General features: G+C 71.4%; 23 protein-coding genes and 1 tRNA gene. 9 read left to right on the forward strand and 15 right to left on the reverse strand.

What is annotated here, in order from left to right; all coding sequences use genetic code 11:
* Nucleotides 1–2 precede the first annotated feature (2 nt).
* Together CW359_RS20585 and CW359_RS20590 are read right to left on the reverse strand one after the other, a co-directional pair.
* The gene (locus tag CW359_RS20585; protein WP_105971473.1) at nucleotides 3–1,472 is read right to left on the reverse strand and encodes a hypothetical protein; all 1,470 of its coding nucleotides are present in this window, start codon (nucleotides 1,470–1,472) and stop codon (nucleotides 3–5) included.
* Nucleotides 1,473–1,605: 133 nt separating this feature from the next.
* Nucleotides 1,606–2,397 (reverse strand): DUF4097 family beta strand repeat-containing protein, encoded by a 792-nt coding sequence (locus CW359_RS20590; RefSeq protein WP_105971475.1) that lies wholly within the window; start codon nucleotides 2,395–2,397, stop codon nucleotides 1,606–1,608.
* Nucleotides 2,398–2,582: 185 nt separating this feature from the next.
* Between CW359_RS20590 and CW359_RS20595 the strand changes: the two genes are divergently transcribed.
* Nucleotides 2,583–2,657: transfer RNA gene (locus CW359_RS20595), tRNA-Val, on the forward strand.
* A gap of 160 nt (nucleotides 2,658–2,817) precedes the next feature.
* Entirely contained in the window at nucleotides 2,818–4,356 is a 1,539-nt protein-coding gene (locus CW359_RS20600; RefSeq protein ID WP_105971584.1) for a serine/threonine-protein kinase, read from the forward strand.
* Nucleotides 4,357–4,392: 36 nt separating this feature from the next.
* Here the strand turns inward: CW359_RS20600 and CW359_RS20605 are convergent, their stop codons facing one another.
* Nucleotides 4,393–4,761, reverse strand: coding sequence for a hypothetical protein (locus CW359_RS20605; protein ID WP_105971476.1), 369 nt, complete (start codon nucleotides 4,759–4,761; stop codon nucleotides 4,393–4,395).
* Between the two features lie 102 nt (nucleotides 4,762–4,863).
* Entirely contained in the window at nucleotides 4,864–5,811 is a 948-nt protein-coding gene (locus CW359_RS20610; RefSeq protein WP_105971478.1) for a ketopantoate reductase family protein, read from the reverse strand.
* A 140-nt stretch (nucleotides 5,812–5,951) separates the two neighbouring features.
* Here CW359_RS20610 and CW359_RS20615 point away from each other — a divergent pair, with 140 nt between their 5' ends.
* Nucleotides 5,952–6,197: a DUF2277 domain-containing protein gene (locus tag CW359_RS20615; RefSeq protein WP_105971480.1), complete on the forward strand. Its 246-nt coding sequence runs from the start codon at nucleotides 5,952–5,954 to the stop codon at nucleotides 6,195–6,197.
* Nucleotides 6,198–6,293: 96 nt separating this feature from the next.
* Here CW359_RS20615 and CW359_RS20620 read toward each other — a convergent pair whose 3' ends face one another.
* The 6 genes from CW359_RS20620 to CW359_RS20650 form a co-directional block, all read right to left on the reverse strand.
* Complete coding sequence (locus tag CW359_RS20620) at nucleotides 6,294–8,276, reverse strand: RICIN domain-containing protein (protein ID WP_105971481.1); 1,983 nt, start codon at nucleotides 8,274–8,276, stop codon at nucleotides 6,294–6,296.
* A 276-nt stretch (nucleotides 8,277–8,552) separates the two neighbouring features.
* Nucleotides 8,553–9,179, reverse strand: coding sequence for a DedA family protein (locus tag CW359_RS20630; RefSeq protein ID WP_105971483.1), 627 nt, complete (start codon nucleotides 9,177–9,179; stop codon nucleotides 8,553–8,555).
* A 265-nt stretch (nucleotides 9,180–9,444) separates the two neighbouring features.
* Nucleotides 9,445–9,885 carry a DoxX family protein gene (locus CW359_RS20635; protein WP_105971484.1) on the reverse strand — a complete coding sequence of 147 codons (441 nt, stop codon included), beginning with the start codon at nucleotides 9,883–9,885 and terminating at the stop codon, nucleotides 9,445–9,447.
* 99 nt (nucleotides 9,886–9,984) lie between these two features.
* A complete protein-coding gene (locus CW359_RS20640; protein WP_105971486.1) occupies nucleotides 9,985–11,937 on the reverse strand; it encodes an FAD/NAD(P)-binding protein in 1,953 nt (650 codons plus the stop codon).
* A gap of 203 nt (nucleotides 11,938–12,140) precedes the next feature.
* Nucleotides 12,141–13,820, reverse strand: a complete 1,680-nt coding sequence (locus CW359_RS20645; RefSeq protein ID WP_105971586.1) for an alkaline phosphatase D family protein — start codon at nucleotides 13,818–13,820, stop codon at nucleotides 12,141–12,143.
* A 240-nt stretch (nucleotides 13,821–14,060) separates the two neighbouring features.
* Nucleotides 14,061–14,705, reverse strand: coding sequence for an HNH endonuclease family protein (locus CW359_RS20650; protein ID WP_105971487.1), 645 nt, complete (start codon nucleotides 14,703–14,705; stop codon nucleotides 14,061–14,063).
* 348 nt (nucleotides 14,706–15,053) lie between these two features.
* Between CW359_RS20650 and CW359_RS20655 the strand changes: the two genes are divergently transcribed.
* Nucleotides 15,054–15,635 carry a TMEM165/GDT1 family protein gene (locus tag CW359_RS20655; protein WP_105971489.1) on the forward strand — a complete coding sequence of 194 codons (582 nt, stop codon included), beginning with the start codon at nucleotides 15,054–15,056 and terminating at the stop codon, nucleotides 15,633–15,635.
* Nucleotides 15,636–15,821: 186 nt separating this feature from the next.
* Nucleotides 15,822–16,481 (forward strand): HAD family hydrolase, encoded by a 660-nt coding sequence (locus CW359_RS20660; RefSeq protein ID WP_105971490.1) that lies wholly within the window; start codon nucleotides 15,822–15,824, stop codon nucleotides 16,479–16,481.
* A 169-nt stretch (nucleotides 16,482–16,650) separates the two neighbouring features.
* Here the strand turns inward: CW359_RS20660 and CW359_RS20665 are convergent, their stop codons facing one another.
* A complete protein-coding gene (locus CW359_RS20665; RefSeq protein WP_105971492.1) occupies nucleotides 16,651–17,622 on the reverse strand; it encodes a peptidoglycan-binding domain-containing protein in 972 nt (323 codons plus the stop codon).
* A 197-nt stretch (nucleotides 17,623–17,819) separates the two neighbouring features.
* Here CW359_RS20665 and CW359_RS20670 point away from each other — a divergent pair, with 197 nt between their 5' ends.
* Complete coding sequence (locus tag CW359_RS20670) at nucleotides 17,820–19,877, forward strand: MDR family MFS transporter (protein ID WP_105971493.1); 2,058 nt, start codon at nucleotides 17,820–17,822, stop codon at nucleotides 19,875–19,877.
* 3 nt (nucleotides 19,878–19,880) lie between these two features.
* On the opposite strand, the gene CW359_RS20675 is transcribed toward CW359_RS20670, so the two are convergent.
* A complete protein-coding gene (locus tag CW359_RS20675) occupies nucleotides 19,881–20,399 on the reverse strand; it encodes a GNAT family N-acetyltransferase (RefSeq protein WP_198655304.1) in 519 nt (172 codons plus the stop codon).
* An 85-nt stretch (nucleotides 20,400–20,484) separates the two neighbouring features.
* On the opposite strand from CW359_RS20675, the gene CW359_RS20680 reads away from it, so the two are divergent.
* Together CW359_RS20680 and CW359_RS46585 are read left to right on the forward strand one after the other, a co-directional pair.
* Nucleotides 20,485–21,084 carry a hypothetical protein gene (locus CW359_RS20680; protein WP_157968600.1) on the forward strand — a complete coding sequence of 200 codons (600 nt, stop codon included), beginning with the start codon at nucleotides 20,485–20,487 and terminating at the stop codon, nucleotides 21,082–21,084.
* Between the two features lie 5 nt (nucleotides 21,085–21,089).
* Nucleotides 21,090–21,752, forward strand: a complete 663-nt coding sequence (locus CW359_RS46585) for a hypothetical protein (protein WP_232838489.1) — start codon at nucleotides 21,090–21,092, stop codon at nucleotides 21,750–21,752.
* A 24-nt stretch (nucleotides 21,753–21,776) separates the two neighbouring features.
* Here the strand turns inward: CW359_RS46585 and CW359_RS20690 are convergent, their stop codons facing one another.
* A complete protein-coding gene (locus CW359_RS20690; RefSeq protein ID WP_105971498.1) occupies nucleotides 21,777–22,181 on the reverse strand; it encodes a DnaJ family domain-containing protein in 405 nt (134 codons plus the stop codon).
* A 110-nt stretch (nucleotides 22,182–22,291) separates the two neighbouring features.
* Here CW359_RS20690 and CW359_RS20695 point away from each other — a divergent pair, with 110 nt between their 5' ends.
* Nucleotides 22,292–22,684 (forward strand): FHA domain-containing protein, encoded by a 393-nt coding sequence (locus CW359_RS20695; RefSeq protein ID WP_105971499.1) that lies wholly within the window; start codon nucleotides 22,292–22,294, stop codon nucleotides 22,682–22,684.
* 22 nt (nucleotides 22,685–22,706) lie between these two features.
* Here the strand turns inward: CW359_RS20695 and CW359_RS20700 are convergent, their stop codons facing one another.
* Together CW359_RS20700 and CW359_RS20705 are read right to left on the reverse strand one after the other, a co-directional pair.
* Complete coding sequence (locus CW359_RS20700) at nucleotides 22,707–23,378, reverse strand: O-methyltransferase (protein ID WP_105971500.1); 672 nt, start codon at nucleotides 23,376–23,378, stop codon at nucleotides 22,707–22,709.
* Between the two features lie 116 nt (nucleotides 23,379–23,494).
* Nucleotides 23,495–24,376 carry a metallophosphoesterase family protein gene (locus CW359_RS20705; RefSeq protein WP_105971501.1) on the reverse strand — a complete coding sequence of 294 codons (882 nt, stop codon included), beginning with the start codon at nucleotides 24,374–24,376 and terminating at the stop codon, nucleotides 23,495–23,497.
* Between the last annotated feature and the right edge of the window lie 117 nt (nucleotides 24,377–24,493).

Here is a 24,493-nt window from a genome sequence, read left to right on the forward strand (position 1 = left end):
GCTCAGTGGGCGGTCATGCCGCGCTCCTCGCGGATGAGGGCCACCACACCGGCGACCACCTGCCGCACGGCCTCCGTCTCCGTCAGGAAGTGCCAGTAGTCGGGGTGCCGGCCCTCCAGCGAGGCGATCGCCCGGTCCAGCCGGGCCACCGACTCGTCCAGCGGACGGGCGTGCCGGGGGTCCGGGGTGTTGCGCCCCGACATGGCCAGCCGCTGCGCGTCCCGGATCGCGAAGCGCGTACGGTCGATCTCGCCCTGCGGGTCCTTCTGCACGGCGTTCAGCCGCCGCAGCCGCTCCCCGGCCGCCGACACCGCCTCGTCGGTGGTGTTCAGCAGCGCCCGCGCCGTCGACAGCAGTGACGTCGCGTCCGGCCAGCGCTGGGCGTCCCGCGCCGTCTGCGCCTCCTTCAGCCTCGCCTCGGCCTGCCGTACGTGGTCAGTGGCCTGCTCCGGCACCTGCTGGAGGTCCTGCCAGCACGCCGCCGAGAACCGCCGCCGCAGCTCGCTCAGCACCGGCTGCACCTGCCCCGACCTGGTGGTCAGCGCCTCGGCGCGAGTCCGCAGCGACACCAGCCGGTGGTCGATCTCCGCCGCCCGCTCGGGCAGCCGCTCCGCCTCCGCCCGCACCGCCTCCGCCTCACGCGCGACCCGGTCGGCCCGCTCCAGCGTGTCCGGTACGCCGTGCTGCCCCGCGCCCTGGTTGAGGCGCGTCAGTTCGGGCCCGAGGGCGGCGAGCCTGGCGGCCAGGTCGTCCGCCCGCAGCCCCGAGCCCCGTGCCGTGTCCAGCGCGTTCGACGCGGCCAGCAGCGACTGGCGGGCCCGCTCCACCGAGGGCGCCAGCCGGGCCAGCTGCGTCTCCGCCTTGCCGAGCAGCGGCCCGAGTCCGTCCGCGAAGCGGTCCAGGTCCTGCTTGACCCGCCCCAGCTCCTCCTTGGCCCGGGTCAGCTCACCACGGGCCTGGTTGGCGGCCGAGGCCTCCAGATCGTCACGGTCGAGATCATGCGCGTCCACGGCGTTGATGTACTGGCCGCTGGCCTCGTCGATCCGGCGCCCGAGCCCCTCGAAGTCGGCGACGGCACGCCGGGCGGCGGGGGTGTCGTCGACGGCCCTGATGGTCTCTATCGAGATCCGCAGATCCCGCTGGGCGGTGTCCAGTTCGTAGAAGGCAGCGGCGGCGGCGTCCTTCGCGGCCTGCGCCTCGGCCCGCTGACTCTCGGCCCGCCCACCGAACCACCGCCGCGTACCGCCCCCGGCGAAGGAGGCGGGCAGGGCGAGGAGCAGCGGCAACGGCAGCAGTACGAGCGTCAGCGCGTCCCGGGCGGCGGCGCGCACGCCGGTGCGGGGTGCCGCGGGCGGGCGGCGCGGTGCCGAGGGTTCCGGGGGACGGGGCGACCGGTGCGTGCCTGACGCAGGCGGCGCAAGCGACGCGGTCGGCGCAATCGGCGTGTACGGCTCAGAATTGGTCGCCGTCACATCCCTCTCCCGTGCTGTGAACTGCCCTGCCCGGTTCATTCTCCCACCGGTAGAGGACGAACACACGGCCCGGTCGGTTCGCGCTGCGCGTACCCGGCCGTACTCCGGGGTGCGCACCGGGCCACGGCGAGGCTCACTCCCCGGCGACGCGCACCCGTATGCTCCCGTCCTGCGTCTTCGCCGACACCACGTGGGCACTGCTCTCGGCGCGCGGTACGGACACCTTCACGGAGCCGTCGTCCGAGTCGGCCGTCACGCGGTACGTCTCGCGGGGCAGCTCGATCGTGAGCGAGCCGTCGTCGCTGCTCGCCTCGACGAGGTCGGGCGCGGAGCCGAGTTCGAGCCGCACCGAGCCGTCCTCCGAGTGCGCCCGCACCTGCTGGGAACGTACCCCGAGGGCGCGGATCGCCCCGTCGTCCGTGTACAGCTTCAGCGGTCCCGTGGAGTCCTTGACGGTGACGGAGCCGTCCTCGGAGCGGATGTCGAGGGGCTGCTCGAAGCCGCGCGCGGTGACCCTCCCGTCGTCGTTCCGCACGACCACCGAGACACCGGCGGGCACCTCGATGCGGTGCTCGGCGGAGCAGTCGGCGACCACGCCCGAGCACTTCACCCGCAGCTTGAGCCGGTCGTCCTTCATGGACCAGGTCACCTTGGGATCCTTGCCGAGCGTGACGGAGCCCTGGAACCAGCGGGTCACCTCGATCCGCCCCGGCTCACCCGAGTCGACGGCGACGATGTCGAGCGCCGACTCGTTCGACTCGACGGTGAGCGTCCGCCCCTCCAGAGCGAAGGAACGCCGCTCCGGATCCTTGTCGTCCCCGGCGGACGCACAGGCCGACGCGGTGAGGACGAGCGCGGCCACGACGCCGGTGACGGCGACGGAACGGGTGCGCGGAAACGCTGATACTGACGCTGATCGGGCCATGGTCCTGCTCCCCCAGAGGCGAATGCCGAGACTCTTCGACGACTCTTCGACCGTACGGATCCGTCACCCGCCGGGGCATCCGGGACGCTCCCCGATTCGTACGGGGGAAAACCCCCGAAGACCTCCGGGTCGGATACGGGTTTGGTGGGCAGTGCCCCGGGCAATGTAGGCTGACGACTCGTCCTGGGCGCGTAGCTCAGTGGTAGAGCGCCGCCCTTACAAGGCGGATGTCGGCGGTTCGAAACCGTCCGCGCCCACCAGGGCTGGACAGCAGGATCAGGTAAGAGGCCCCCGGCGGTTCGCCGGGGGCCTCTTCGTGTGGTGAACGCGACCTTCGCATCGGCCCCTTACGCACGCCGGTTATCGTGAGCTGCAATTGCGCTGGGATCGGAGAGGCCGGAGAGGGCTGACGTGTCGGACGTGTCGGACGAGGGGCGGCTCATCGCCGGGCGGTATCGGCTGACCGAGCAGATCGGCCGGGGCGGCATGGGGACCGTATGGCTCGCCGCCGACGAGATGCTCAACCGGCGGGTCGCGCTCAAACGACTGCACGAGGACTCGCGGTTCGCCGACGACGAGCTGGCCCTGATGTACGAGCGGACCCGGCGCGAGGCGCAGAGCGCCGCCCGGATCGCGCATCCGAACGTGGTCGTCGTCCATGACGTCGTCGAGGACGACGGGCTGCCCTGCATCGTCATGGAGTACGTCCCCTCCACCACCCTGGGCGCCCTGCTCAAGAGCGGCGGAACCGTTTCGCCCGAGGAGGCCGCCCGGGTCGGCCGGGGCATGGTCGGCGCGCTGCGGGCCGCTCACGAGGCCGGCGTACTCCACCGCGACGTCAAGCCGGGCAACGTCCTGCTCACCGAGGGCGGCCGGGTCGTGCTCACCGACTTCGGCATCGCCACCGCGACCGGCACCACCACCCTCACCCGGACCGGCGAGATCGTCGGCTCCATCGACTACATGGCACCGGAGCGCATCCAGGGCGACACCCCAGGACCCGCCTCCGACCTCTGGGCGCTCGGCGCGACCCTCTACCAGGCGGTGGAGGGACGGCCGCCGTTCCGCAGGCTCACGCCGGTCGAGACGGCGTACTCCATCGTCACCGCACCCGTGGAGCCGATGAAGCTGGCCGGACCGCTGGAGCCGCTGATCACCGCCCTGCTGGCCAAGGACCCCGCCGAGCGGCCCTCGGCCGAGGAGACGGAACTCGCGCTGCGCGGGGTGACCGCGGACACCGAGCCGCGCGCGTGGACGGCGTCCGCCCCGATGTCGATACCGGGCCCCGACCCCGACCGTACCGGGGGCACCCGGAGGCGGACCGGCACGGGGAAGGCGGCCCCGGTGAAGCCCCGGCGCGGGCGCCTGACCGTCCTGTGGAGCGCGGTCGCGGTGGTCCTGATCGCCGGGGGCACGGCGGGCGGCGTCTACTACGTGAACTCCTCCGGCGCCGACAGCACGGCGAACGCGGGCCCGGCCTCGACTCCGGCCACGACGTACGCGCCCTCGCCCGTCCCCGACGGCTACCACCTGGTCACGGAGAAGGCGCTCGGCATCGCCTTCCCGGTGCCGGACGGCTGGACGCTGAACAAGCGGACGTCCGGCGCGGTGGTCTACATCGACGAGACCAGGCTGGCCAGCGTCACCGTCGGCATCGTGGACCCCGCGGGCGACACCCTCGCGCACTTCAAGGACATCGAGGCGAACACCAAGCTCAACTACCCCGGGGGCAAGTACCGCAAGCTCTACATGCAGCGCACGACCTACCGGGGTCAGAAGGGCGCCATCTGGGAGTTCACCTTCCAGGGCCGGGCGCGTGTCTTCCACGCCATCAACCTCGGCTTCGGGCAGGAGGGCGGCCGGGAGTACGACATCTACGTCTCGGCGCCCGAGAAGCAGTGGGACACCTACCGGCCGGTCTTCGACCGGGTGCGGGAAGGTTTCCGTACCACTCCCTGATTACTCCCTGACCGCTTCCCGACTGCTTCCTGAGGGTCACTCACCGCTGTCCCCGGCCCCTCGGTCCCCGCTGTTCTCGCCGTCCTCGTGCGCGTGCTTCAGCCGGGTGCGGGCGTCCACCCGGTCCGGTCCCGTGACCTCGGCCCAGAAGCGGTGGCCGCTCACGAACACCGCCAACTCGTGCTCCCGGCGCCGGAGTTTCTCCACCTCGGCCTGTTCGTCGGCCGTCCAGCCCGGCGACGCGGGGCGCTCCACCTTGCGCCAGCCGCCGGTGTCACTGAACCCGTCCAGCGGCTCGACCGACCAGGGGAGCCGCTTCAGCAGGATCGACAGCTCGGCCCGGACCTGATGCAGCTCCTCCTGACCGGCCAGGAGGTCACTCGGGAAGTCATAGGTCGTCGCCACGCGGTAATGGTACGCCTGTTCGATTTTGGGATGCGAGTTCCTTCGGGGACTTCCTCCGCTCCTTCACTCGAACGTGTCCGGCCTCCCGCGGACGGCGGTCGGTCAGCGCGCCCCGGCCGTCAGCTCCCGCACCACCCGAGTCGCCACCGGTACGGCCACGCCGTGCCGTTCGGCCGCGCGCAGCAGGGCTCCGCCGATCGCGTCCAGCTCCAGCGGCCGGCCCGCCTCGGCGTCGCGCTGCATCGAGGACTTCGTGGCCGGGGCGAAGGCGTCGTAGCGGGCCAGGGCCTCGGCGGCGCCCGACGGGCCGCCGGAGGCCAGGCTCACCGCCGCCGTCTCCTCGACCAGGGCGGCCAGTTCGTCGCGGTGGCGGGTGCGGACCTCGCCCAGCGGGAGGCCGTACCGGGTGGTCAGCAGGGCGAAGGGCGCGAGGAACGACATCTTCGCCCACAGCGCCGCCGTCTCGTCCGGCAGGACGCGGGTGACCGGTCCGGCGGCCGTGAAGGCGGCGGCCAGCGCGTCCAGGCGCTCACGCGGTACGGGGTCACCGGCCACGTCGATCTCCACGAAGGGGCTCGTGTGTTCGATCACGCCGGGTGCCGTACGGGTCGACTCGACGCGGATCACGGCCGGGGCGACGCGGTCGGCGCCGTAGCGGGCGCGCAGTGCGGCCGGGTGTTCGACACCGTTCAGGAACGGTACGACCAGGGCGTCGCCCAGCGCCTTCGCGGGGACGCGTTCCAGGGCCGCGTCGAGGTGGGTGTGCTTGACGGTGACGAGAACGGCATCGAGAACGGCGTCGAGGGGGCCTGATGTCTCCGTCAGGCCGGTCGACGCGTCCACCGGTGCCGTGAACTCGCCGAACCGGCCGCTGCGGACCCGTATCCCGCCCTCGCGGAGCGTGCGCGCGGTGTCCTCACCGGCCAGGCAGAGCACACGGTGGCCGGCCCGGGAGAGCAAAGCGGCGAGGAGGCCGCCGACGCCTCCGGGGCCGAGTACGGCGATGGTGAGCGGGTCCTGACGTACGCCTGCGGGTGTGTCCGTCTGCATGTCTGGTCGAGCCTCTCCTCGGTCGGCCCCTGAACAGGTGGCCGCTTCGCGGAGCATGATCGCAGCCGGTACGGCCGCAGGGAACGCCCCTTTCAGCATGCGGGCGGCGCGGATCGCCACGTACGCGCGAAACTGGACGTATGTGCCGCAGCATCAAGACCCTCCGCCCGCCCGTCCTCCCCGAAGAGGCCACCGAGGACGAGATCAGGGCCGCCGCCCTCCAGTACGTCCGCAAGGTCTCCGGCTTCCGGGCCCCCGCCGCCCACAACCAGGAGGTCTTCGAACACGCCGTCGACGTCATCGCGGCGGCCACGGCTGAGCTGCTGGCGGGAATAGAGGTACGGGGCGGAGGCGGTGGTACGACAACAGCTCGGCACGCGTCCTGAGGACGCGTGCCGAGCTGCAGCCTTTAGGGGCGCGGGGAACTGCGCGACCAGCCCCCACGGACCCGCGGCAAAAGAACTGCCTCCATCAACGGAGCGCTAGCTCAAGGTCCACTTCTGGTTGGCCCCAGTGCCGCAGGCCCAAAGCACCAGCTGCGTACCGTTCACCGTGCCCGCCCCGTACGCGTCCAGGCACAGCCCCGCGTTGACGTTCGTGATCGTCCCGTCGCTGTTGACGTTCCACTTCTGGTTGTTGCCGCCGTGGCAGTCCCAGATGACGACCTTCGTGCCGTTGGCCGTGCCGCTGTCCCAGGCGTCCAGGCACTTGTTGCCGTAGACGACCAGTTCCTTGCGGGCGGTGTACGTCCACGCCTGGTTCCGGCCGCCGTTGCAGTCCCACAGCGCGGCCTGGGTGCCGTTGGTGATCGTGTTGTTGTAGATGTCCACGCAACGGCTCGACTGGGTGCCGACGACCAGGTTCCCGTTCGTACCGGGCACCGGCTGGACGGTCAGCGTGCCCAGGGTCGGGCCGTTGGTGACGGTGAGCGTGTTGGCGGTGCCCTTGGTGAGGGAGACCTGGACGGAGATCGTGCCCGGGGTCGAGCCCGTCGGCGGGAACGACACCGCGGTCGAGGTCTGGCCGTTGACCTGGAGGGTCGCCTTGCGGGCCGTGCTCGTGTTGTTCGTGTACGTGAAGTCGGCGACCGCGAGACCGGTGTTCGCCGCGCTCACCGCGGTGTAGGCGGCGGCGGAGTTGGGCTCGTACGCGGTGCTCGCCGCCTCCGTACCGCCGGTGATGGAGAGCAGGACCGAGCCGCCCGCCGGGACGCTGGCGGTGTAACTCGTGGCGTACGTACCGATGTTCGTACGGCTCCACAGGTCACGGACGGTCGCGGACGCGCTCGTCAGGCCCAGGTCGGCCCAGCGGACGGTGATGTTCTGGGCGGAGGAGGTGCGGTTGAGCAGCACGGCGGCGCGCTTGCCGGTGCCGGCCAGCACCTTCCCGTACACCTGTGCGCCCGAGACGTCCTCGGCGACCTTGACGCCCTGGAGGCCGCGCGGGTCCTGGTCGACCGCGATGACCTCGGGGTTCTTGAGGATCGCGGCGGACTCGGCGGTCATGGTGGTGAGGTCGTTGCCGGCCAGCAGCGGGGCGCCGGAGATCGCCCACAGGGCCATGTGGGTGCGGTCCTGGGCGGCGGTGAGCCCCTTGCCGACCATCAGCATGTCGGGGTCGTTGTAGTACCCGGTGTGCTGGGCCGTGGGGTGCAGGTTCCGGTCGTGGGCCGTCAGTACGTTGGCGTACGTGAAGGTCTGGCCGTGGTAGAAGATGTCCGTGTTCGTACGCCACATCGGGCCCATGCCGGGCGCCCAGTTCCAGGGGTTGGAGTAGCCCCAGTTGCACAGGGAGAGGGCGAGCGGGCGGCCGGTGGTGGCGGTCGCGGTGGCCACGGCGTCACTGATCGCCTGGTAGGTCGTCTTCGGGTCGAGGCCCTCGGCGTCACCGCCGCACCAGTCGACCTTCACGAAGTCGAAGCCCCACTGGGAGAACTGGGTCATGTCCTGGACGTAGTGGCCCTCGCTGCCGCTGCCCGGGGCGGCGGGGCGGCCGGTCGGGAAGTAGTAGCCGCAGCCGTCCTTGCCCGCGTCGGTGTAGATGCCGGCCTTGAGACCCTTGCTGTGGATGTAGTCGGCGATGGCCTTCATCCCGCCGGGCCACTCGGCCTCGTCGACGGTGATGTTGCCGGCACTGTCCCGGGTGCCCTGCCACCAGCCCTCGTCGATGTTGATGTAGTCGTAGCCGGCCTCGGGGAGTCCGGCCGCGACGAACGCGTCGACCTGGCCCTTGATGACGTTGTAGTCGACGACCGCCGCGAAGCTGTTCCAGGAGGCCCAGCCCATGGGGGCGGCGGGGACCGGGATCTGACGGGTGGAGGCGGCCACGGGGGTGGTGTTGTCCAGGGTGGTCGTCTTCTCCGCTTGCGGCTGAGCGAAGACGAGGGCGGCTGCTGCGGCTGTCGCCAGGGCGAGGGTGCGTATCGCTGTGCGCCTGAAGAGGGATGAGCGCGGCGGGGGGTACATGCGGCTCCCGGGAGGAATGGTCGGTATTTCGAACCGCGATCGGCGAACCGAACGAGGGGGCGCGCTGAAATTAGAGCGGGGGGAGGGCGAAGTCAACGGTTGTGACAGAAGTGGTCTTCTCAACCGGGGGGATTCGGAGGGGGGTTGGGGTGCCTAAGGGGGTGGGGGGTTCTGTCGGGGGGCGGGTGCGGGCTGTGTGTGGTTGGTCGCGCCCCGCGGCGGAGCCGCACAATGACACAGCCCCGCGCCCCTTTGGGGCGCGTCTCCTGGAAACAGTTATCCGTGTGCGCCCGCTGTTCTCGGGCGGCGCATGAGGAAGGCTGCTGCCGCTCCCGCGCCGAAGAGGGCCGCCACCGATACGGCCGTCGCCAGCCAGGTCGCGCCCAGCCACTGGCCGCCGAAGTAGCCGAGGGCGACGCTGTACGCCGCCCAGGCCAGGCCCGCGACGATGGACCAGGGGAGGAACTCGCCGACCTTGCGGTGGGCCGCGCCGGCGCCCAGGGAGACGACCGAGCGGCCGGCCGGGGCGAAGCGGGCCACGACGACCAGGATGCCGCCGCTGTGGGCGAGGGCCTGGCCGAGACGTTCCTGCGCGTCGGTCAGGCGGCGGGAGCGGGCGATGGCGCGGTCCAGGCGGGCCCCGCCGTGCCAGGCCAGCCGGTACGCCACCAGGTCGCCGAGGACCGACGCCGTGGCTGCGCACAGGGTGAGCGCGAGGATGTCGGGGACCTCCTGCGGCACCTGCCCGGTGGCCGCGCCCGAACCGGCGGCGGCTGCCGTGGCGGCCGTGATGACCAGGACTCCGCTCGGCAGTACCGGCACAAGGACGTCGAACAGGACGGACACGCCCACCAGGGCGTAGATCCAAGGGGTCCCGGTCAGTGACCCCACACTCTCAAGCACCGCAGACTCCCCGAGACTCCCCCGTTCGCCCGATCTCGTGCCGCTACCTCGCGGGGGAGCGGCGGGCGGCGTGTGACAGCCATACAGCGTACGCCGGGGGTCCGACAGGAGATCCACCGGGGGCTCATGTGTTCGGCACACCATGTTCACTCTGACGTACGCCGTGCACGCCGCGTACGTCACGTGTGCCGCGAACGCCGGTGCCCGCCCCCGGGGATGCGGGGACGGGCACCGGCGTACGGGGTGCGGGGTGCGGCGGGTGGTGTCAGGCCGCTACCGGGGTCTTGTCCCGGGACGCCTTCGTCGCCGACGACGCGCGCTTCGTGAAGAAGCGGTCCAGGCCGAAGGCGCCGGAGCCGGTGAAGACCAGCAGGAAGAACGCCCAGCAGAAGGCGGCGGCCAGTTCGCCCTGGTTCTGGATCGGGAACAGGGCGCTGGGCTGGTGGACGTCGAAGTACGCGTACGCCATCGCGCCGGAGGCGATGAACGAGGCGACGCGGGTGCCGAGGCCCAGCAGGACCAGGGTGCCGCCGACCAGTTCGATCACGGCCGCGTACCAGCCGGGCCAGGTGCCGGCCGCGACGGTCTCCCCGCCGCCGAGGACGCCGAAGAGCGAACGGGCGCCGTGGCAGGCGAAGAGCAGGCCGACCACGATCCGGAAGAGGCCGATGGCGTAGGGCTGAGCCTTGTTGAGGCGAACGGACATGGCTGACATGTGGGGGATGTCTCCTTCGGTCTGGATCGATCCGTCCGGGGACGGATCGGTCGTGGGGGGAACCGAGCGGGTAATCCACCGTAGGGGCGCTCAATCAATGCTTGCAAGTTCAACATTTAGCCACGGCTTTGCGCCAAGACGGGCCTCCGTTTCCTCTTCCCATGCGTCAATCGCCGCATGTGGGGCGGCCGGTGGGGGCATCCGCAGCACCGCGCGAGCCACCGCATCCGCGTCCGAAAGTGTGACCGAATCCGCGCCGGGCCTGACCCCGGCCGCCGTCACCCAGTGCACCCCTTCCGTGGGCACCCCGAACGCCAACCGCCTTGACTGCGGCCTTCCTTGACGATCCATCAGGTAGTACGGGCGCGCTGTCACGTCCAGTCCGCCGGTCTCGTAGCCGTCGATCATGTGGGGCCGGGCCCGGCCCGTCCGCAGCAGCCCGGCGAGGAGCGGGTCCGCCGTGCGGCGCAGATCGGCCTCCGGGAGGCGGGCCTCCACGAGGGAGGTCACGCGTACGGCCGAGCCCGGCACGTCGGGGGAGTGCGCCACCCAGGCGCCGTCCTCGGCCCGTACACCGAGCCGGGGTCCGAGCACCTCCACCACGCCCGCCGTCACCAGCGCCGCCAGCTCCCGCACCCGGCGCCGGGGCGGGCCGATCGACAGGAAGGCGTTGAGCGGGGTGTACCAGCGGTCCAGGTGGTCCCGGCGCGAGTCGCCCGGCAGCCCGCCGTGGTCGACGATCAGCCGCAACTCGTTGCGCAGGTCGCGCAGTACGTCCTGGGCGGCCTTCACCGGCCCGTCGACATTGCCCAGCGCGGCCTGGGACACGTCCTCGCGGAGATGGCCCAGCAGCCAGCTCCGCCAGTCGGCCGGACCGGCGAAGACCTCACCGGCGTACGGCCTCGACGTCCGCTCCCACGACCAGCGTTCGGCCGCCGGGACACCGAACTCGTCGAGTACGGCGGCCTCTTGGGGGGTGCCGTGCGGGGCGGCGAGGAAGCCGTCCCGGAAGTCGTCGAGCGGACGGTGTCCGGTCGTCTCGGTCGACTCCCGTGTCCTCAGCAGGGTTTCGTAGTAGACCGTCTCGACCTCCTTCGCCACCAGCGGCCAGATCTCCGTGCGGAAGTCGGGTGCCTCGCCGGAGTCGGCGCGCTTGCGGAAGCCCGTTATCGCCGCGTCGGTGAGGACGAGCGGGACGTGCCTGCCGTACGGGCCCTTCGCGTTGTCGCCGCGTGCCTGGTGCGGGATGCCGCGCCGCGAACCGGCGTACAGGCGCGGTTCGCGACCCGAGGGCAGATAGCGCAGCTCGCCGTCCGGGCCGTCGGCGAAACGGCCGCCCCGGCCCGTCGTCAACAGGGTGACGTGGTCGAAGAAGTTGAGGCCCAGGCCGCGCAGCAGGACCGGTTCGCCCGGGGCGAGCGAGGAGAGGTCCACGTCCGCCGGGTTGGCGGGCGGGATGTGGCACAGGCCGTGCCAGCGGGCGTACGAGGTGAGCTGCCGCTGCTCCTCGTCCGGGAGGACGGGGAGGTGGCCCTGGGTGAGGACGACGGCCGAAAGGGCGGACAGCGTACGGCCGTTGTCGAGCGTGAGCGTCTGGCTGCCGTCGGGGGCGTCGTCGAGGCGGACCGCGCGTGCCCGGTGCGTCTCGACGCGTACGGCGGGCGGCGCCTCGCGCACGGTCTTCGCGAACACCCACTCCAGGTACCGCCCGTAGTGGGCGCGGGTCGGATAGTCGTCCGGCCCCAACTCGCCCTCTCCGTCAGGTGCGTCGAGCGCCCACTCGTAGAGGCTCGGGCCCGGCCGGACGGGGCCCGAGCAGTCCACGCTGTCGTCGGTGAACAGGGTCACCTGGCAGGCCACGGTGTTCATCAGCAGCCGGGGCGACTGCGAGGTGCGCCAGACCTGGCCCGCGCCCGGCGGTGCCGGGTCGACGACATGGACGGTCAACCGGGCCCCGGGCCGCAGGAGTTCCGGTGCGGAGGCACACAGGCGCTCCAGTACGCAGGTGCCGCGCGGCCCGGCACCGACCAGGGCGACGGACACGGAGGGGGGCCGGGGCGTGGCCTCCGGGGCGGTCCTGGACGGCGGCTCGACGGGCGCTGGAGACAAGGGAGTTACTCCCGGGGCGTGTGGGGGCGCGATGGCAGCAGGCCGTCCACGGGAAGCGGACGGTCCGCCTCATCATGCCGCCGGGAGGTGCGGGAGCAGGGCGACAAGGGCCGGTGGAGCCGCGGGTGTGGGAAGCCTCACCCGCTCACCTGGGACTCCGTGACCGTCTCCAGCCGCGCCTTCCCGCCCTTCACCTCGCGCACCCGGTCCAGCCGCAGCCGGGCCGAACGCCCGCTCAGGGTCAGGGTCATCAGCATGTTGCCGAACCAAGGGCCGCCCGTCCGGCGCCACTTGACCGGCGGACGCGGCACCCGGCCGTGCCGGGCGAAGCGCCGGCCCACCGCGCGGCCCAGGCCGCTCCAGCCGAGCCGGAAGCCGACCTTTATGTAGAGCGGTATGGCGTTGTGGACGGGGGAGCAGGTGAGTTGGAGGACACGGGCGTCCGGTCCCTCGGTCCCGGGCCAGGTCGGCTCGGCGGCGTAGGCGTGATGGACGTCGCCCGACAGGACCAGCACCGTCGCCGGGGCGTCGGGGCCGGAGCCGGCCTCCGCGATCAGTTCGGCCAGGTCGGTGAAGGAGGTGGTGAACGCCGCCCAGTGTTCTAGGTCGGCGGCCCGGCGCAGTTTCTCCCCGAACCGGGCCCATCGGGGCCCCCGTTCACCCCGGCACAGGGCCTCGTCCCAGGCCTCGGCGTCGTGCACGAGGTGCGGCAGCAGCCAGGGCAGCGACGTACCGATGAGGAGGTGGTCGTAGGAGCCGGGGGCGTCCAGCGCCTGCTCCCGCACCCAGGCCGCCTCGCCCGGGTCCAGCATCGCGCGGCTGTCCTCGTCGAGAACGCGGGCCGCCCTGGTGTCGACGATCAGCAGGCGTACGCGGCCGAAGTCGCGCCGGTAGCTCCAGCGGACCGAGGCCGGGTCGGCGTCCGCCCGGGCGGCGAAGGCCCGCAGGACGTCCGTACCGTCGGGGCTCTCGCGTACGGCCGTATACAGCGGGTCGGTGGCCAGCTCGGCCGGGGTGAGGTTGCCGAGGTGCTGGTGCACCCAGTACGACATCAGCCCGCTCAGCAGCCGCTCGCGCCACCACGGGGTCCCGCGCATGTCGGCGAGCCAGGAAGCGCTGGTGTTCCAGTCGTCGATCACGTCATGATCGTCGAAGATCATGCAGGTGGGGACGGTGGAGAGGAGCCAGCGGACCTCGGGGTCGAGCCAGGACTCGTAGTAGAGGTGGGTGTACTCCTCGTAGTCCGCGACCTCGGCGCCCGGAGGTTCGGACAGATCGCGGCGGGCGCCGAGCCAGCGGCGCGTGGCGTCGGACACCTCGTCGGCGTACACCTGGTCGCCCAACAGCAGGAGTACGTCCGGGCGTTCGCCCGTGGGGTCGGCCGCGATGCGCGCGGCCAGGGTGTCGAGGGCGTCCGCGCCGACCGGGTCCTTGTCGTTCGCGGGCGGCGCGGCCCAGCGGCAGGAGCCGAAGGCGACGCGGAATCCGTCGGCCAGGGCGTCGGCCTTCCCTTCGGCCGCTCCGTCGGCGGCGGTGCGGATGACGGAGGGCGGGAACCGGGAGGAGCCGGTGTCGGGCAGCGGCCACACCCGGACGCCGTCCAGGAACACCTCGTACGGAGTCGTCGTGCCCGGGGTGAGGCCGGTGACCGGGATCAACGCGTAGTGATGGCCCGCCACTTGGAAGGTACGGGCCTCGCCGCCGGAACCGTCCGCACAGCGTGCCTCGGCGGTGCACGGGCGGCTCGCCTCGACCCAGACGGTCGCGGACGATTCGTCGGCGTACCTCAGCAGTGGTCCCAGGCGAAGTGTCGCCAAGCTGATCACCCGACTCCTTTCATGGTCGGGCTCGCCTCCGGGGCGCCTCAGCCGGTGTCGAGACGGCGAACGTGCTCAGCCCTTCGGGCCTCCGCGCGTTCGCCGTCTCGACACCGGCGCACCCCTTCAGCTCGCCCTCCGACGTCGCACCGTACGGTACGGACGACGGGGGAGGGCGGGGAGGTTCCGTGCATGATGCAGTTGATCAGTGGTTCAGCCAGTGAGCCATGCGATGGCTGATCAGCAGCCGCTGAGTACCGAGCTGAGCTTCGTCTTCTCGGCCGAGTCGATCGAGAGGTCGTAGTAGTACTTCACCTGGACCCAGGCGCGCACGTACGTGCAGGCGTAGGAGCTGACGGGCGGCATCCACTCGGCCGGGTCCTGGTCGCTCTTCGACTGGTTCACGTTGTCCGTGACGGCGATGAGCTGGGGCCGGGTGAGGTCGTTGGCGAACGCCTGGCGCTGGGCGGTGGTCCAGCTGTCGGCGCCCGAGTCCCAGGCCTCGGCGAGCGGGACCAGGTGGTCGATGTCGAGGTCGGAGGCGGCGGTCCAGGTGGCGCCGTCGTACACCGAGTACCAGGAGCCGCTGGTCGCGGCGCAGGCGGAGCTGGTGACGACGTTCGTACCGTCCCGCTTGAGGACCGTCTCACGGGTGTTGCAGGTGCCGGAGATCGTGATCCAGTGCGGGAAGAGGTCGCGGTCGTAGCCGGTGCGGTCCTCGGTCGCCACGGTGAGCGAGGCGAGGTAGGTGCGGGCGGTGGCCGCGCTGACCGGGGTGGGGAGAGCGGCGGAGGCGGTCGGACCGTTGAAAAGTCCGACCGAGGCTATGAGCCCGGTGAGCGCGGCGAGTATGCTGAGCCGTCGACGCGCGTAGAACTTCGGCATGCGAACTCCCTCGGGGGATGGGGGTGTTGAGCGCCAGCGAGTGAATGGTGGCGTCGCCGGATTGCCGTGAGATGTGCGGTTGGTAAGAAGTTAGTGACGTGGGCATGACATGACAACCCTTTGCGGTCGGCTATCCTGGACCGCGCAGAAGGGGAGTAGCTCTTCGCCGGACCGTCGACATACTGCTCAGCTCGTCTGAGCCGGCGCCCGGAGGCAGGTTCCGCACGGATGTGCGGGGACCGGCCAGCGAGACCTTCGGCCAGTAGTGCACTGACTGTGTGCTGCCGTGCCGAGGTGTCGTTCAGCGGTAACACTCTCGGTGGGGCGGCCCCGACCGATTGAGGAACCTTGATCAGCTTCACCGTGACGGCGCTCGTCTTCGGCGTCGTCTTCCTTGCCGAACTGCCGGACAAGACCGCCCTCGCCGGGCTCGTCCTCGGCACCCGCTATCGCGCCTCGTACGTCTTCGCCGGTGTCGCCGCCGCGTTCACCCTGCATGTCGTGCTCGCGGTCGCCGCGGGCAGTGTCCTCACGCTGCTGCCGCAGCAGCTTCTCCACGCGCTGACCGGTGTGCTGTTCCTGGGGGGCGCGGCCGTGCTGCTCATGAAGAAGGGGGAGGACGAGGCGGAGGTGCGGCGGCCCGAGGACCAGTCCTTCTGGAAGGTGTCCGGGGCCGGGTTCATGCTCATTCTCGTCGCCGAGTTCGGTGATCTCACGCAGATCATGACGGCCAACCTCGCCGCCCGTTACGACGATCCGCTGTCCGTCGGGCTCGGTGCGGTGCTCGCCCTGTGGGCCGTGGCGGGGCTGGGGATCGTGGGCGGGCGGGCGCTGATGAAGCGGGTGCCGTTGGAGTTGATCACCAAGATCGCGGCCGTGCTGATGCTGGGGCTCGGGGTGTGGAGTCTTTGGGAGGCGGTGGCCGGGTAGGGGAGTGGCGTCTCCCTCGGGTGGCCGGTTGGTGAACTGTTGTCGACAGCGGTGGCGGGCGGTGCCGTTTCTTTTGTACCGTGTAGGAACAAAGTGGCTCCCGCCCGTTCTCCCTGACCGGCGGGCGGGGCCGCCTTGGTCCCCCCTGCCTGGGTCTCAGCCCGCGCCTGCGCTTGGAGCCTGCCGATGACGGTCCCCGTCGTGCTCACCGCCCGTGCCCTTCTGCTCGACATGGACGGCACCCTCGTCAACTCGGACGCCGTCGTCGAGCGCATCTGGCGGCGCTGGGCCGACCGGCACGGGCTGGACGGCGACGAGGTCATGAAGGTGGTGCACGGGCGGCAGGGGTACGCCTCGATGGCCGTGCTGCTGCCCGACCGGCCGATGGAGCGGAACCACGCGGACAACGCGCGGATGCTCGCCGAGGAGACCGCGGATCTTGACGGGGTCGTCGCGATACCGGGGGCGGTCGAGTTCCTCGCCTCGCTGGCGGGGCTGCCGCACGCGCTGGTGACCTCGGCGGATGTCGCGCTGTCCGCTGCGCGGATGGGGGCGGCGGGGTTGGGGTTGCCCGATGTCCGGATCACCGCGGAGTCGGTGGGGGCGAGCAAGCCGGATCCTGAGGGGTTTTTGAAGGGGGCGGCGGAGTTGGGGGTCGATCCGGCCGACTGTGTTGTTTTCGAGGATTCCGGGGCTGGGATCTCGGCGGGGCGCTCCGCGGGGATGCGGGTGGTGGGGGTTGGGCCTCGGGCCCGTCGTCATCGGCCTGATGTGGTGGTGGGGGATTTGACGGGGGTGCGGGTTGTTGGTGTTGGGGGTGGGGAGTTGCGGGTGTACGTGGGGTGAGTGGGTGTGGGGAGGGGAGGGGAGGGGTGAGTGGGTGTGGGGTGTTGAGTTTTGGGTGCCGGTCGGTGGGGGCTGGTCGCGCAGTTCCCCGCGCCCCTAAAAGCAGGTGGGTCCAGTTGCCCGGCGCTTTCCCGTGCCCCTAGTGGGCGCTCCGCGCCCCCTCGTGGCCCTACGGCTCTGTTGTTTCTGATTCCAGGCGTTCTCGGGTTGTCCTGTCGTAGACGCCCTGTTCCTCCGTGTTGATGTTGCGGGTCGTCTGGTAGGCCGTCACCGCGTTTTCGACGTTGTCGTCGTAGACGCCGTCCAGGTCGTTGACGTACAGGGCCAACTGGCGCAGGCGCAGCTGGAGTTCCAGGACCTCGTCGCCCTGGTCGCCGGGGCGCAGGACCGGGCCGTTGTCCTTGTCCTCGTTGCCCGGGGACGGGCTGATCGTGCCCGTGGCCTGGGCCGTCGTCGGTGCCTGGGTCGGGGTGGGCGAGCTGGACGGGGTCGGGGCCGCCGTCGACCGGGTCGGGGCCGGGGCCGGGGCCTCGCTCAGGGTCGGGGTGGGGGTGAGGGTGGGGGACTCGGACTCCGTGGGGCTGCTGGACGGGGTCGGAGTCGTCACGCTGGACGTCGTCGTGACCGGGACGCTCTCCCGTACGTCCTGGGCTGCCGTGTCGTCACGGGACGGCTTGTCGTACGTGAACATCCCGCCGGCCAGTCCGCCCGCCGCCAGGACGGCGACCACCGCTCCGGCCACGCCCAGGAGGAGGACCTTGGGGCGAGCGCGCGAGCCGCCGTTCCGCTCGTCGTCCTCGTCGCCCTCGTCGGGCTCGGTCGCGTATCCACCCGTGTAGTCGGCCGGGGGCTGCGGGATCGCCGTCGTCGGGGTCCCGTCAGGGTGGTCCGGCTCCCGTATCGGTGGCAGCGGCATCGTGACGTCGGACGCCTGGGGCGGGGGTGGCGGCTGCGATTCCGGGGTCAGTTCCACGTACGGGCGTATGCGCAGGGGGTCGAAGTCCTCCGCCGCCGCTGCCTCCGCCGTGCGGTTCTCTATGTGTGCGTCGGCCGCGCGTTCGGCGCAGGCGCAGGAGGGCGTGTTGTCGGCTCCCCGGGGCGTGCCGCACTCCGGACACACATGCCCCTTCGGATCGTTCACTGCGCGTCTGTTCCTTCCCCGTGCGTTGCTCCGCACGAACCCCCGTGCGAATGCCAGAGATTATCCGGCGCCCCTTCACACCTTCTCCCGGAAGCCCCCGGAATCCGGGATTCCGCCGAATCTCGTGGGGGTTCGACAGGCCATAACCGGTCACACCGCCCACGATGGGGGTGTAACGAGAGTCACTGGAGGACTTCATGGCCGGGGAAGCACGCGGTAGGACGGGAGACGTGGCGGACGAAAGGCGGACGGCTCCCGGGTCCGAACACGTGCCCGGGAACGTTCTCGTCTCCATCGGCGCCCTGCTCCTCGGCATGCTGCTCGCCGCCCTGGACCAGACCATCGTGTCGACCGCGCTGCCGACCATCGTCAGCGATCTCGGCGGGATGGATCACCTGTCCTGGGTGGTCACCGCGTATCTGCTGGCCTCCACCGCGGCCACCCCGCTCTGGGGCAAACTCGGCGACCAGTACGGCCGGAAACAGCTCTTCCAGGCCGCGATCGTGATCTTTCTCATCGGCTCCGCGCTCTGCGGCATGGCGCAGAACATGCCCCAGTTGATCGGGTTCCGGGCGCTTCAGGGGCTCGGCGGCGGTGGGCTGATGGTGCTGTCGATGGCGATCGTGGGGGATCTCGTCCCGCCGCGCGAACGCGGGCGCTACCAGGGGCTGTTCGGTGCCGTGTTCGGGGCGACCAGCGTGCTCGGGCCGCTGCTCGGCGGGCTCTTCACCGAACACCTCAGCTGGCGCTGGGTGTTCTACGTCAACCTGCCCGTCGGCGCCGTCGCCCTCGCCGTCATCGCGACCGTCCTGCGCATCCCGCGCAGGTCCGAACGGCACGTCATCGACTACCTCGGCACCCTTCTCATCGCCTCCGTCGCCACCTGTCTGATCCTCGTCACCTCGCTCGGCGCCTCGTGGGGATGGGGCTCGGTCCGGATCGTCGGGCTCGCGGTGCTGGGGGTCGTCCTCGCCTTCGTCTTCGTCCGCGTCGAGCGGCGGGCCGCCGAGCCCGTCCTGCCGCTCAAGCTGTTCCGGCTGCGCACCTTCACCCTCACCGCCGTCATCAGCTTCATCGTCGGTTTCGCCATGTTCGGCGCGATGACCTATCTGCCGACCTTCCTCCAGGTCGTCCACGGCGTCTCCCCGACGATGTCCGGCGTGCACATGCTGCCGATGGTGTTCGGGCTGCTCGTCGCCTCCACCGCCTCCGGCCAGATCGTCAGCCGCACCGGCCGCTGGAAGGTCTTCCCCATCGCGGGCACCGGCGTCACCGCCCTCGGCCTCCTCCTGCTCCACCGGCTCGACGAGCACAGCTCCACCGCCGAGATGAGCGCCTACTTCCTCGTCTTCGGCATCGGCCTCGGCCTGGTCATGCAGGTCCTCGTGCTGATCGTGCAGAACGCGGTCTCGTACGCCGACCTGGGCGTCGCCACCTCCGGCGCCACCTTCTTCCGCTCCATCGGCGCCTCCTTCGGCGTAGCCGTCTTCGGTACGGTCTTCGCGAGCCGCCTCGGCGACAAGCTCACCGACGCCTTCCGGGGGGCCCAACTGCCCACCGGGGTCTCGGTGGACGCCCTGGAGTCCGACCCGCGCGGCCTCGCCGCCCTTCCCTCGGCGCTGCGCCCGGCCGCGCTGGAGGCGTACGCGTCCGCAATCACCGACGTCTTCCTGTACGCCGCCCCGGTCGCCGTCCTCGGCTTCGTCCTCGCCTGGTTCCTGCGCGAGGACCGGCTGCGCGGCTCGGTGACCGCCCCCGACGTCACCGAGACCCTCGCCAGCAACCCCGTACAGCGGTCCTCCTACGACGAGGTGTGCCGCGCCCTGTCCGTGCTCGGCACCCGCGAGGGGCGCCGCGAGATCTACCGGACGATCACCGAACGGGCCGGCTACGACCTCTACCCGGCGGCCAGTTGGCTGCTGCTGCGCATCCGGCGGTACGGCTGGGCGGAGCCCGCGGTGCTGGCCGAGCGCAGCTCCGTACCGCTCACCGTGATCATCGAGGCCGCCCGGCAGGTCGAGGAACGGCGGCTCGGGGTGCGCGAGGGGCTCGACATGGTCCTCACCGACGAGGGGCGCGAGGTCGCCGAACGGCTGGCGCGGGCCCGGGAGGAGTCCCTGGCCGAGCTGCTGGGCGACTGGTGGGGGCCTGACCGGCCCACCGACCTGGTCCAGCTGGTGAAGCTGCTCAACGAGGAGCTGTGCGGCTCGGACGCGGAGCAGCCGCACAACGGCTCGGCGGACAAGGCCGGTTGAGGCTCAGCCGAGGCCGTCCGAACTCCTCAGGGTCTTCCGGAACCAGTGCTCCGCGTACTTGTCGTCGTTGTGGGGCCCGGTCTCCGTGTACCCCAGGCGCGCGTACAGGGCGCGTGCCTCGACCAGGTCGGCCCGGGTGTCGAGGACCAGGTGCCGGGCGCCGAGAACCCGTGCCGCGTCCTCCGCCGCGGCCACGAGGAGCGCGGCGCCGCCCCTGCCCCGCATCCTCTCGTACAGGAAGACCCGGGTCAGCTCGGCGGTCGTGGCGTCGAGGAGCCGTACGCCCGCACTGCCCGCGGGCTCGCCCTTGTGCCGGGCGACAAGCAACCGCCCGCCCGGCGGGGCGAGTTCGGCGCCGGAGTGGGTCGCGACCTCCCGATCCAGCTCACCGGGGTCCGTGGGCCGGCCCTCGTGCAGGAGGTACCAGCGGTCGCTGACCTCCGTGTAGTACGCCCGCCAGAGCGCGACGGCGATGGGGGAGTCGAAGGGTTCCGGGGCGACGGTCCAGGTCATGGGCGGCATTCTCCACCGGGTCGTTTGGGGAGCGGCTTCCGGGCAACTCGGTGACTGAACCGGCCTGTTCGTCGAGGAAATCCGGAAGGCAGCCATGTCCACACCAGTGCTCATCGTTCTGATCGTGATCGTCGTCGCGGTCCTCGCCGTCGGCGCGGTCACCCTGAACCGGCGGGCCGCCGGTAGTCACGGCCCACGCAGTCTGAAACGGCGCTTCGGGCCCGAGTACGACCGGGTCGTCTCCCGGCACGACGGGGACACCAAGGCCGCCGACCGCGAACTCGCCGAGCGCGTCCAGCGCCACGGCGACCTGCGGGAACTGCCGTTGGAGCCCGCCGAGCGCGAACGCTTCGAGGCCCGCTGGGCAGCCGCCCAGGAGCATTTCGTCGAGTCGCCGCAGCAGGCGCTCGCCGATGTCGACCGGCTCCTCGCCGAGCTGGCCGGCGCCCGTGGCTTCCCGGACGGCGACCGGCACGCGGACCGCATCGACGCGCTCTCCGTGCACCACGCCCAGCATGTGCACGGCTACCGGCGCCTGCACGACGCGACCCAGGGGGAGCAGGCCGACACGGAGGAGATGCGCGAGGCGATGATCGACGCCCGGGCTCTCTTCGACGACCTGGTCAGCCAGCCGGAGCAGCACCGACCGAGGTCGAAGTCACGGCACAACAAGCTTCAATTGAAGGGGAGTTGACCCACATGGCGGACATCGAGAACCGTGACGTGAAGAAGCTGGACGCCCAGCAGCAGGACTCACGGCAGCAGCAGGACCCGAGGCAGTCGGACACCCGGCAGCCGAACTCCGAGAGGCCCGGCGCCGAGCGGGCGGGTACCGAGCGGCCCGACAGTGACAAGTCGGACTCCGGGAAGCCGGACATCGCGCGGTCGGACGGCGAGAGGGCTCGCACCGACCGGGCGGCCACCGAGCGCGTGGCCACCGGGCGGCCCGAGGCGGGCAAGACGCACGGCGGCGCTCCCGTCGTACCGCCGCCGTCCGCCGCACCCGCGCCCGTCAGGCCGTCGGTGGACGGGGCCGACCGGGCCGACCGGGCCGACCGGGCCTCCGGTCAGTCGTCGCACGGGATGGCGCTGCTCGCGCAGGACGAGCGGGACAAGCTCACGCTCCGGCTGCAGCACGCCGTCTCCGGGTTCGTGGACGGGCCCAAGGACTCCGTCGAGGAGGCCGACCGTGTGCTCGCCGAGGTCGCCGAGCGGTTCACGGAGGCGGTGGAGCGCACTCGTCGTACCGTGCGCGGGTCCTGGCAGTCCGGCGGTGGCGCCGCCGGCGACAGCGACACCGAGAAGCTCCGGCTCGCCCTGCGCGACTACCGCGAACTGGCGGAACGCCTGCTCCACAGCTGAGCCGGCCGCACCCCCGCTTCGCCGCTACTCCGCCCGCGCCTCCCGCCACTGCCGTACGACCTCGTCGATGTCGTACGGCTTGAGACCCAGCGGGGGGCCGGGCGGCGGCTTGAACATCATGTCGCGGATCTTGGCGTTGATCTCCGTCACGATCCGGCGCACCGCCCCCTCCGAGGGGGCTTTGTGCGCTGCCGCGAGCGCGTCCTCCGCCTCCTTGCGCAGGGCCAGCGTCGGCGGCAGCACGGAGAGGCCCTCGCGGGCCATCTTCTGCTTGACCCACCACAGTTCGTCGTACGACGTGTCAGGACCGTCGGCCAGTGGCTTGCCCGCTCCGGGCAGCTCGGCGAACTCCCCGCGGGCCTCCGCCTCGCGGATCTGTCGGTCGACCCAGGTCTCGAAACTCACACCAGGCGGTTTGCGATCGGTCATGTGTCCATTGTGCCGGACCTTGCCCGACCCGACGATGGGACGAATTATCATGCGGCGGCGGTGCGTCAACATTGCTGCCGTACAGGAATTGCTCATCTGAAGGAGCGCACGTGCTCGAACTCACCATGGCTACCGTCTCAGGGACGGACGCCGGCGCCACGGCCGGCATGCTCATGGCCGAGGCGCCCAGCGAACCGGGGGCCATCATGCGGGTGGGCAGGGACAAGGCAGTGTGCCGTCTCGTCACCCCGGACGACTGGCTGTTCGTCTCAAGGGTCCATCTGGAGTTCCTGTGCGGCCCCGACAACACCTGGCATCTCTCCTGGCTGCAGGGCTCGCAGCCCGACCCGTCCTCGGAAGTCCGCCTGGTGGTGGGCGAGTACGCCCAGACCGTGCCGTACGGCGGGAGCGTGCCGCTGCCCCGGGGCGGGGCCGGCGAGATCATCGTCCAGGACCGCACCGGGCCGCGCAGCGTCAACGTGGGCTTCTACCACGAGGGTTGAGACCAGGGCCCAGGGCTCCCGGTTACGCCACGACCCGCGCCAGCGCGAAGCCGTCGTACCCCTTGCTGCCCACCGTCTGGATCGCCGTGCCGCTCAACCTCGGGTGGTCGGCGATGAGTTGGAGGGCGGCGCGGGTGCCGCGCACGCTCGGGTCGGCGGAGTCCGCGTCGGTCACCTCGCCGCCGCGGACCACGTTGTCGACGATGATCAGGCTGCCGGTGGTGGTCAGCCGCAGCGCCCACTCCACGTAGTGCGGGTTGTTGACCTTGTCGGCGTCGATGAAGACCAGGTCGAAGGGCTCGGGGTTCTCGTCGGCCAGCTTGGGCAGCGACTCCAGGGCGGGACCCGTGCGCACCTCGGCGATGGCGTCGAGGCCCGCGCGGGCGAGGTTGCGGCGGGCGACCTCGGCGTGCTTCCCGTCGTACTCCAGGGTGACCAGCCGGCCGTCGGCCGGGAGCGCGCGGCCCAGCCAGATGGTGCTGTAGCCGCCGAGGGTGCCGATCTCCAGGATCGTGCGGGCGCCCTGGAGCTGGGCGAGGAGCTGGAGCAGCTTGCCCTGGTTCGGGGCGACGTTGATGGGCGGCAGTCCCGCCGCGTCGCTGTCGCGCAGCGCCGCTTCCAGGGTGTCGTCCGCCGGGGCCAGGAGGCCGGCGAAGTAGTCGTCGACGTCATCCCAGCGCTGGGACTCGCTCATGAGAGTCGTACCTTCCGGTCGTGACCGGCGTGACCGGCGTGATCGGGGTGATCAGGGTGATCGGGGTGCGAAGTACGCAGTGTGTGTCCAAGTGTGTGCCGAAAGTGTGAACCGCGTCAGTCGTGGCCCTCGCGGGCGATCACTTCCCTGATCCGCGCCGCGTCGAGTTCGTAGACCGTCTCGCCCGCGCGCGGGTCGCGGGCGTGCAGCGTGTGGAAGAGCGGGCCGTGCGGCGACCCCAGGTCGACGAGCGTGGCCGAGGCCCCGCGCACCGCCCGTTCGGTGCCCGCCGGGCCGGTCAGGTCGACCCGGTTGTACACGCCAGGCGTGACCCACACCGGCACCGCCTCCAGGAAGCCCATGATCTGGAGGTGGAAGTGCCCGCACAGGATGAGTCGTACGTCGCTGCCACGCACGGCGTCGGCCAGGTCCGCCGGGTCGGCCAGCCCGAGGGCCCGCTGGAGCGGGTTGTCGAGGGTGATCGGCGGATGGTGCAGGACGACTGTGGTGCCGTGCGGCGCGGGGGTGCGCAACAGCTCGCGCAGCCAGTCGAGTTGGGCGGCGCCGAGGCGGCCGTACACCTTGCCGGGGACGAGCGAGTCGAGGGTGACCATCCGATGCCCGTCGACGGTGCTCGCCGCCGCCAACTCGCCGCCGGGGGAGGTGAGTCGGAGGTCGGCCCGGTCGCCGCCCGCCGGATCGAGATGCCCGCTGCCCAGCACTTTCGCGAAGGCGCCGCGCTCGTCGTGGTTGCCGGTGGTGCAGAACACGGGGATGCCCCGCTCCCGGGCGAACCCGCCCACGAGGTCCCGTACGACCGTGTACTCCTCGGCGGCTCCGCTGTCCGCGAGATCCCCGCTGACGACGACGGCCCCGAGCCCGGCGAGCTGCCCCGCGTCGGCCAGCATCCGGCGGAGCGACGCGGTGGTGTCGACGCCGTGGCGGTTGGGGGCGCCGGCGTGATCGATGTGCGTGTCGGAGAGATGCAGGATGCGCATCCCGCCGACGCTACTCCCGGTGCCCGGCCGACCACGATCGTCTTTGGGCCGAGGCTGTCCGTTCCGGCATGAAAGCGGACGGTTTCTCGCCTCTGTGCGATCTGTGGCGGTGCCGGG

The organism is Streptomyces geranii (genome assembly GCF_002954775.1).
Lineage (GTDB): Bacteria > Actinomycetota > Actinomycetes > Streptomycetales > Streptomycetaceae > Streptomyces > Streptomyces geranii.

Coding starts and splice junctions, on each gene's coding strand:
- CW359_RS20680 (WP_157968600.1), top strand. CDS start 20,485: ATGTCCACACCAGTGCTCATCGTTCTGATCGTGATCGTCGTCGCGGTC.
- CW359_RS20590 (WP_105971475.1), bottom strand. CDS start 2,397: ATGGCCCGATCAGCGTCAGTATCAGCGTTTCCGCGCACCCGTTCCGTC.
- CW359_RS20660 (WP_105971490.1), top strand. CDS start 15,822: ATGACGGTCCCCGTCGTGCTCACCGCCCGTGCCCTTCTGCTCGACATG.
- CW359_RS20610 (WP_105971478.1), bottom strand. CDS start 5,811: ATGCAGACGGACACACCCGCAGGCGTACGTCAGGACCCGCTCACCATC.
- CW359_RS20675 (WP_198655304.1), bottom strand. CDS start 20,399: ATGCCGCCCATGACCTGGACCGTCGCCCCGGAACCCTTCGACTCCCCC.
- CW359_RS20700 (WP_105971500.1), bottom strand. CDS start 23,378: ATGAGCGAGTCCCAGCGCTGGGATGACGTCGACGACTACTTCGCCGGC.
- CW359_RS20690 (WP_105971498.1), bottom strand. CDS start 22,181: ATGACCGATCGCAAACCGCCTGGTGTGAGTTTCGAGACCTGGGTCGAC.
- CW359_RS20705 (WP_105971501.1), bottom strand. CDS start 24,376: ATGCGCATCCTGCATCTCTCCGACACGCACATCGATCACGCCGGCGCC.
- CW359_RS20650 (WP_105971487.1), bottom strand. CDS start 14,705: ATGCCGAAGTTCTACGCGCGTCGACGGCTCAGCATACTCGCCGCGCTC.
- CW359_RS20615 (WP_105971480.1), top strand. CDS start 5,952: ATGTGCCGCAGCATCAAGACCCTCCGCCCGCCCGTCCTCCCCGAAGAG.
- CW359_RS46585 (WP_232838489.1), top strand. CDS start 21,090: ATGGCGGACATCGAGAACCGTGACGTGAAGAAGCTGGACGCCCAGCAG.
- CW359_RS20670 (WP_105971493.1), top strand. CDS start 17,820: ATGGCCGGGGAAGCACGCGGTAGGACGGGAGACGTGGCGGACGAAAGG.
- CW359_RS20620 (WP_105971481.1), bottom strand. CDS start 8,276: ATGTACCCCCCGCCGCGCTCATCCCTCTTCAGGCGCACAGCGATACGC.
- CW359_RS20635 (WP_105971484.1), bottom strand. CDS start 9,885: ATGTCCGTTCGCCTCAACAAGGCTCAGCCCTACGCCATCGGCCTCTTC.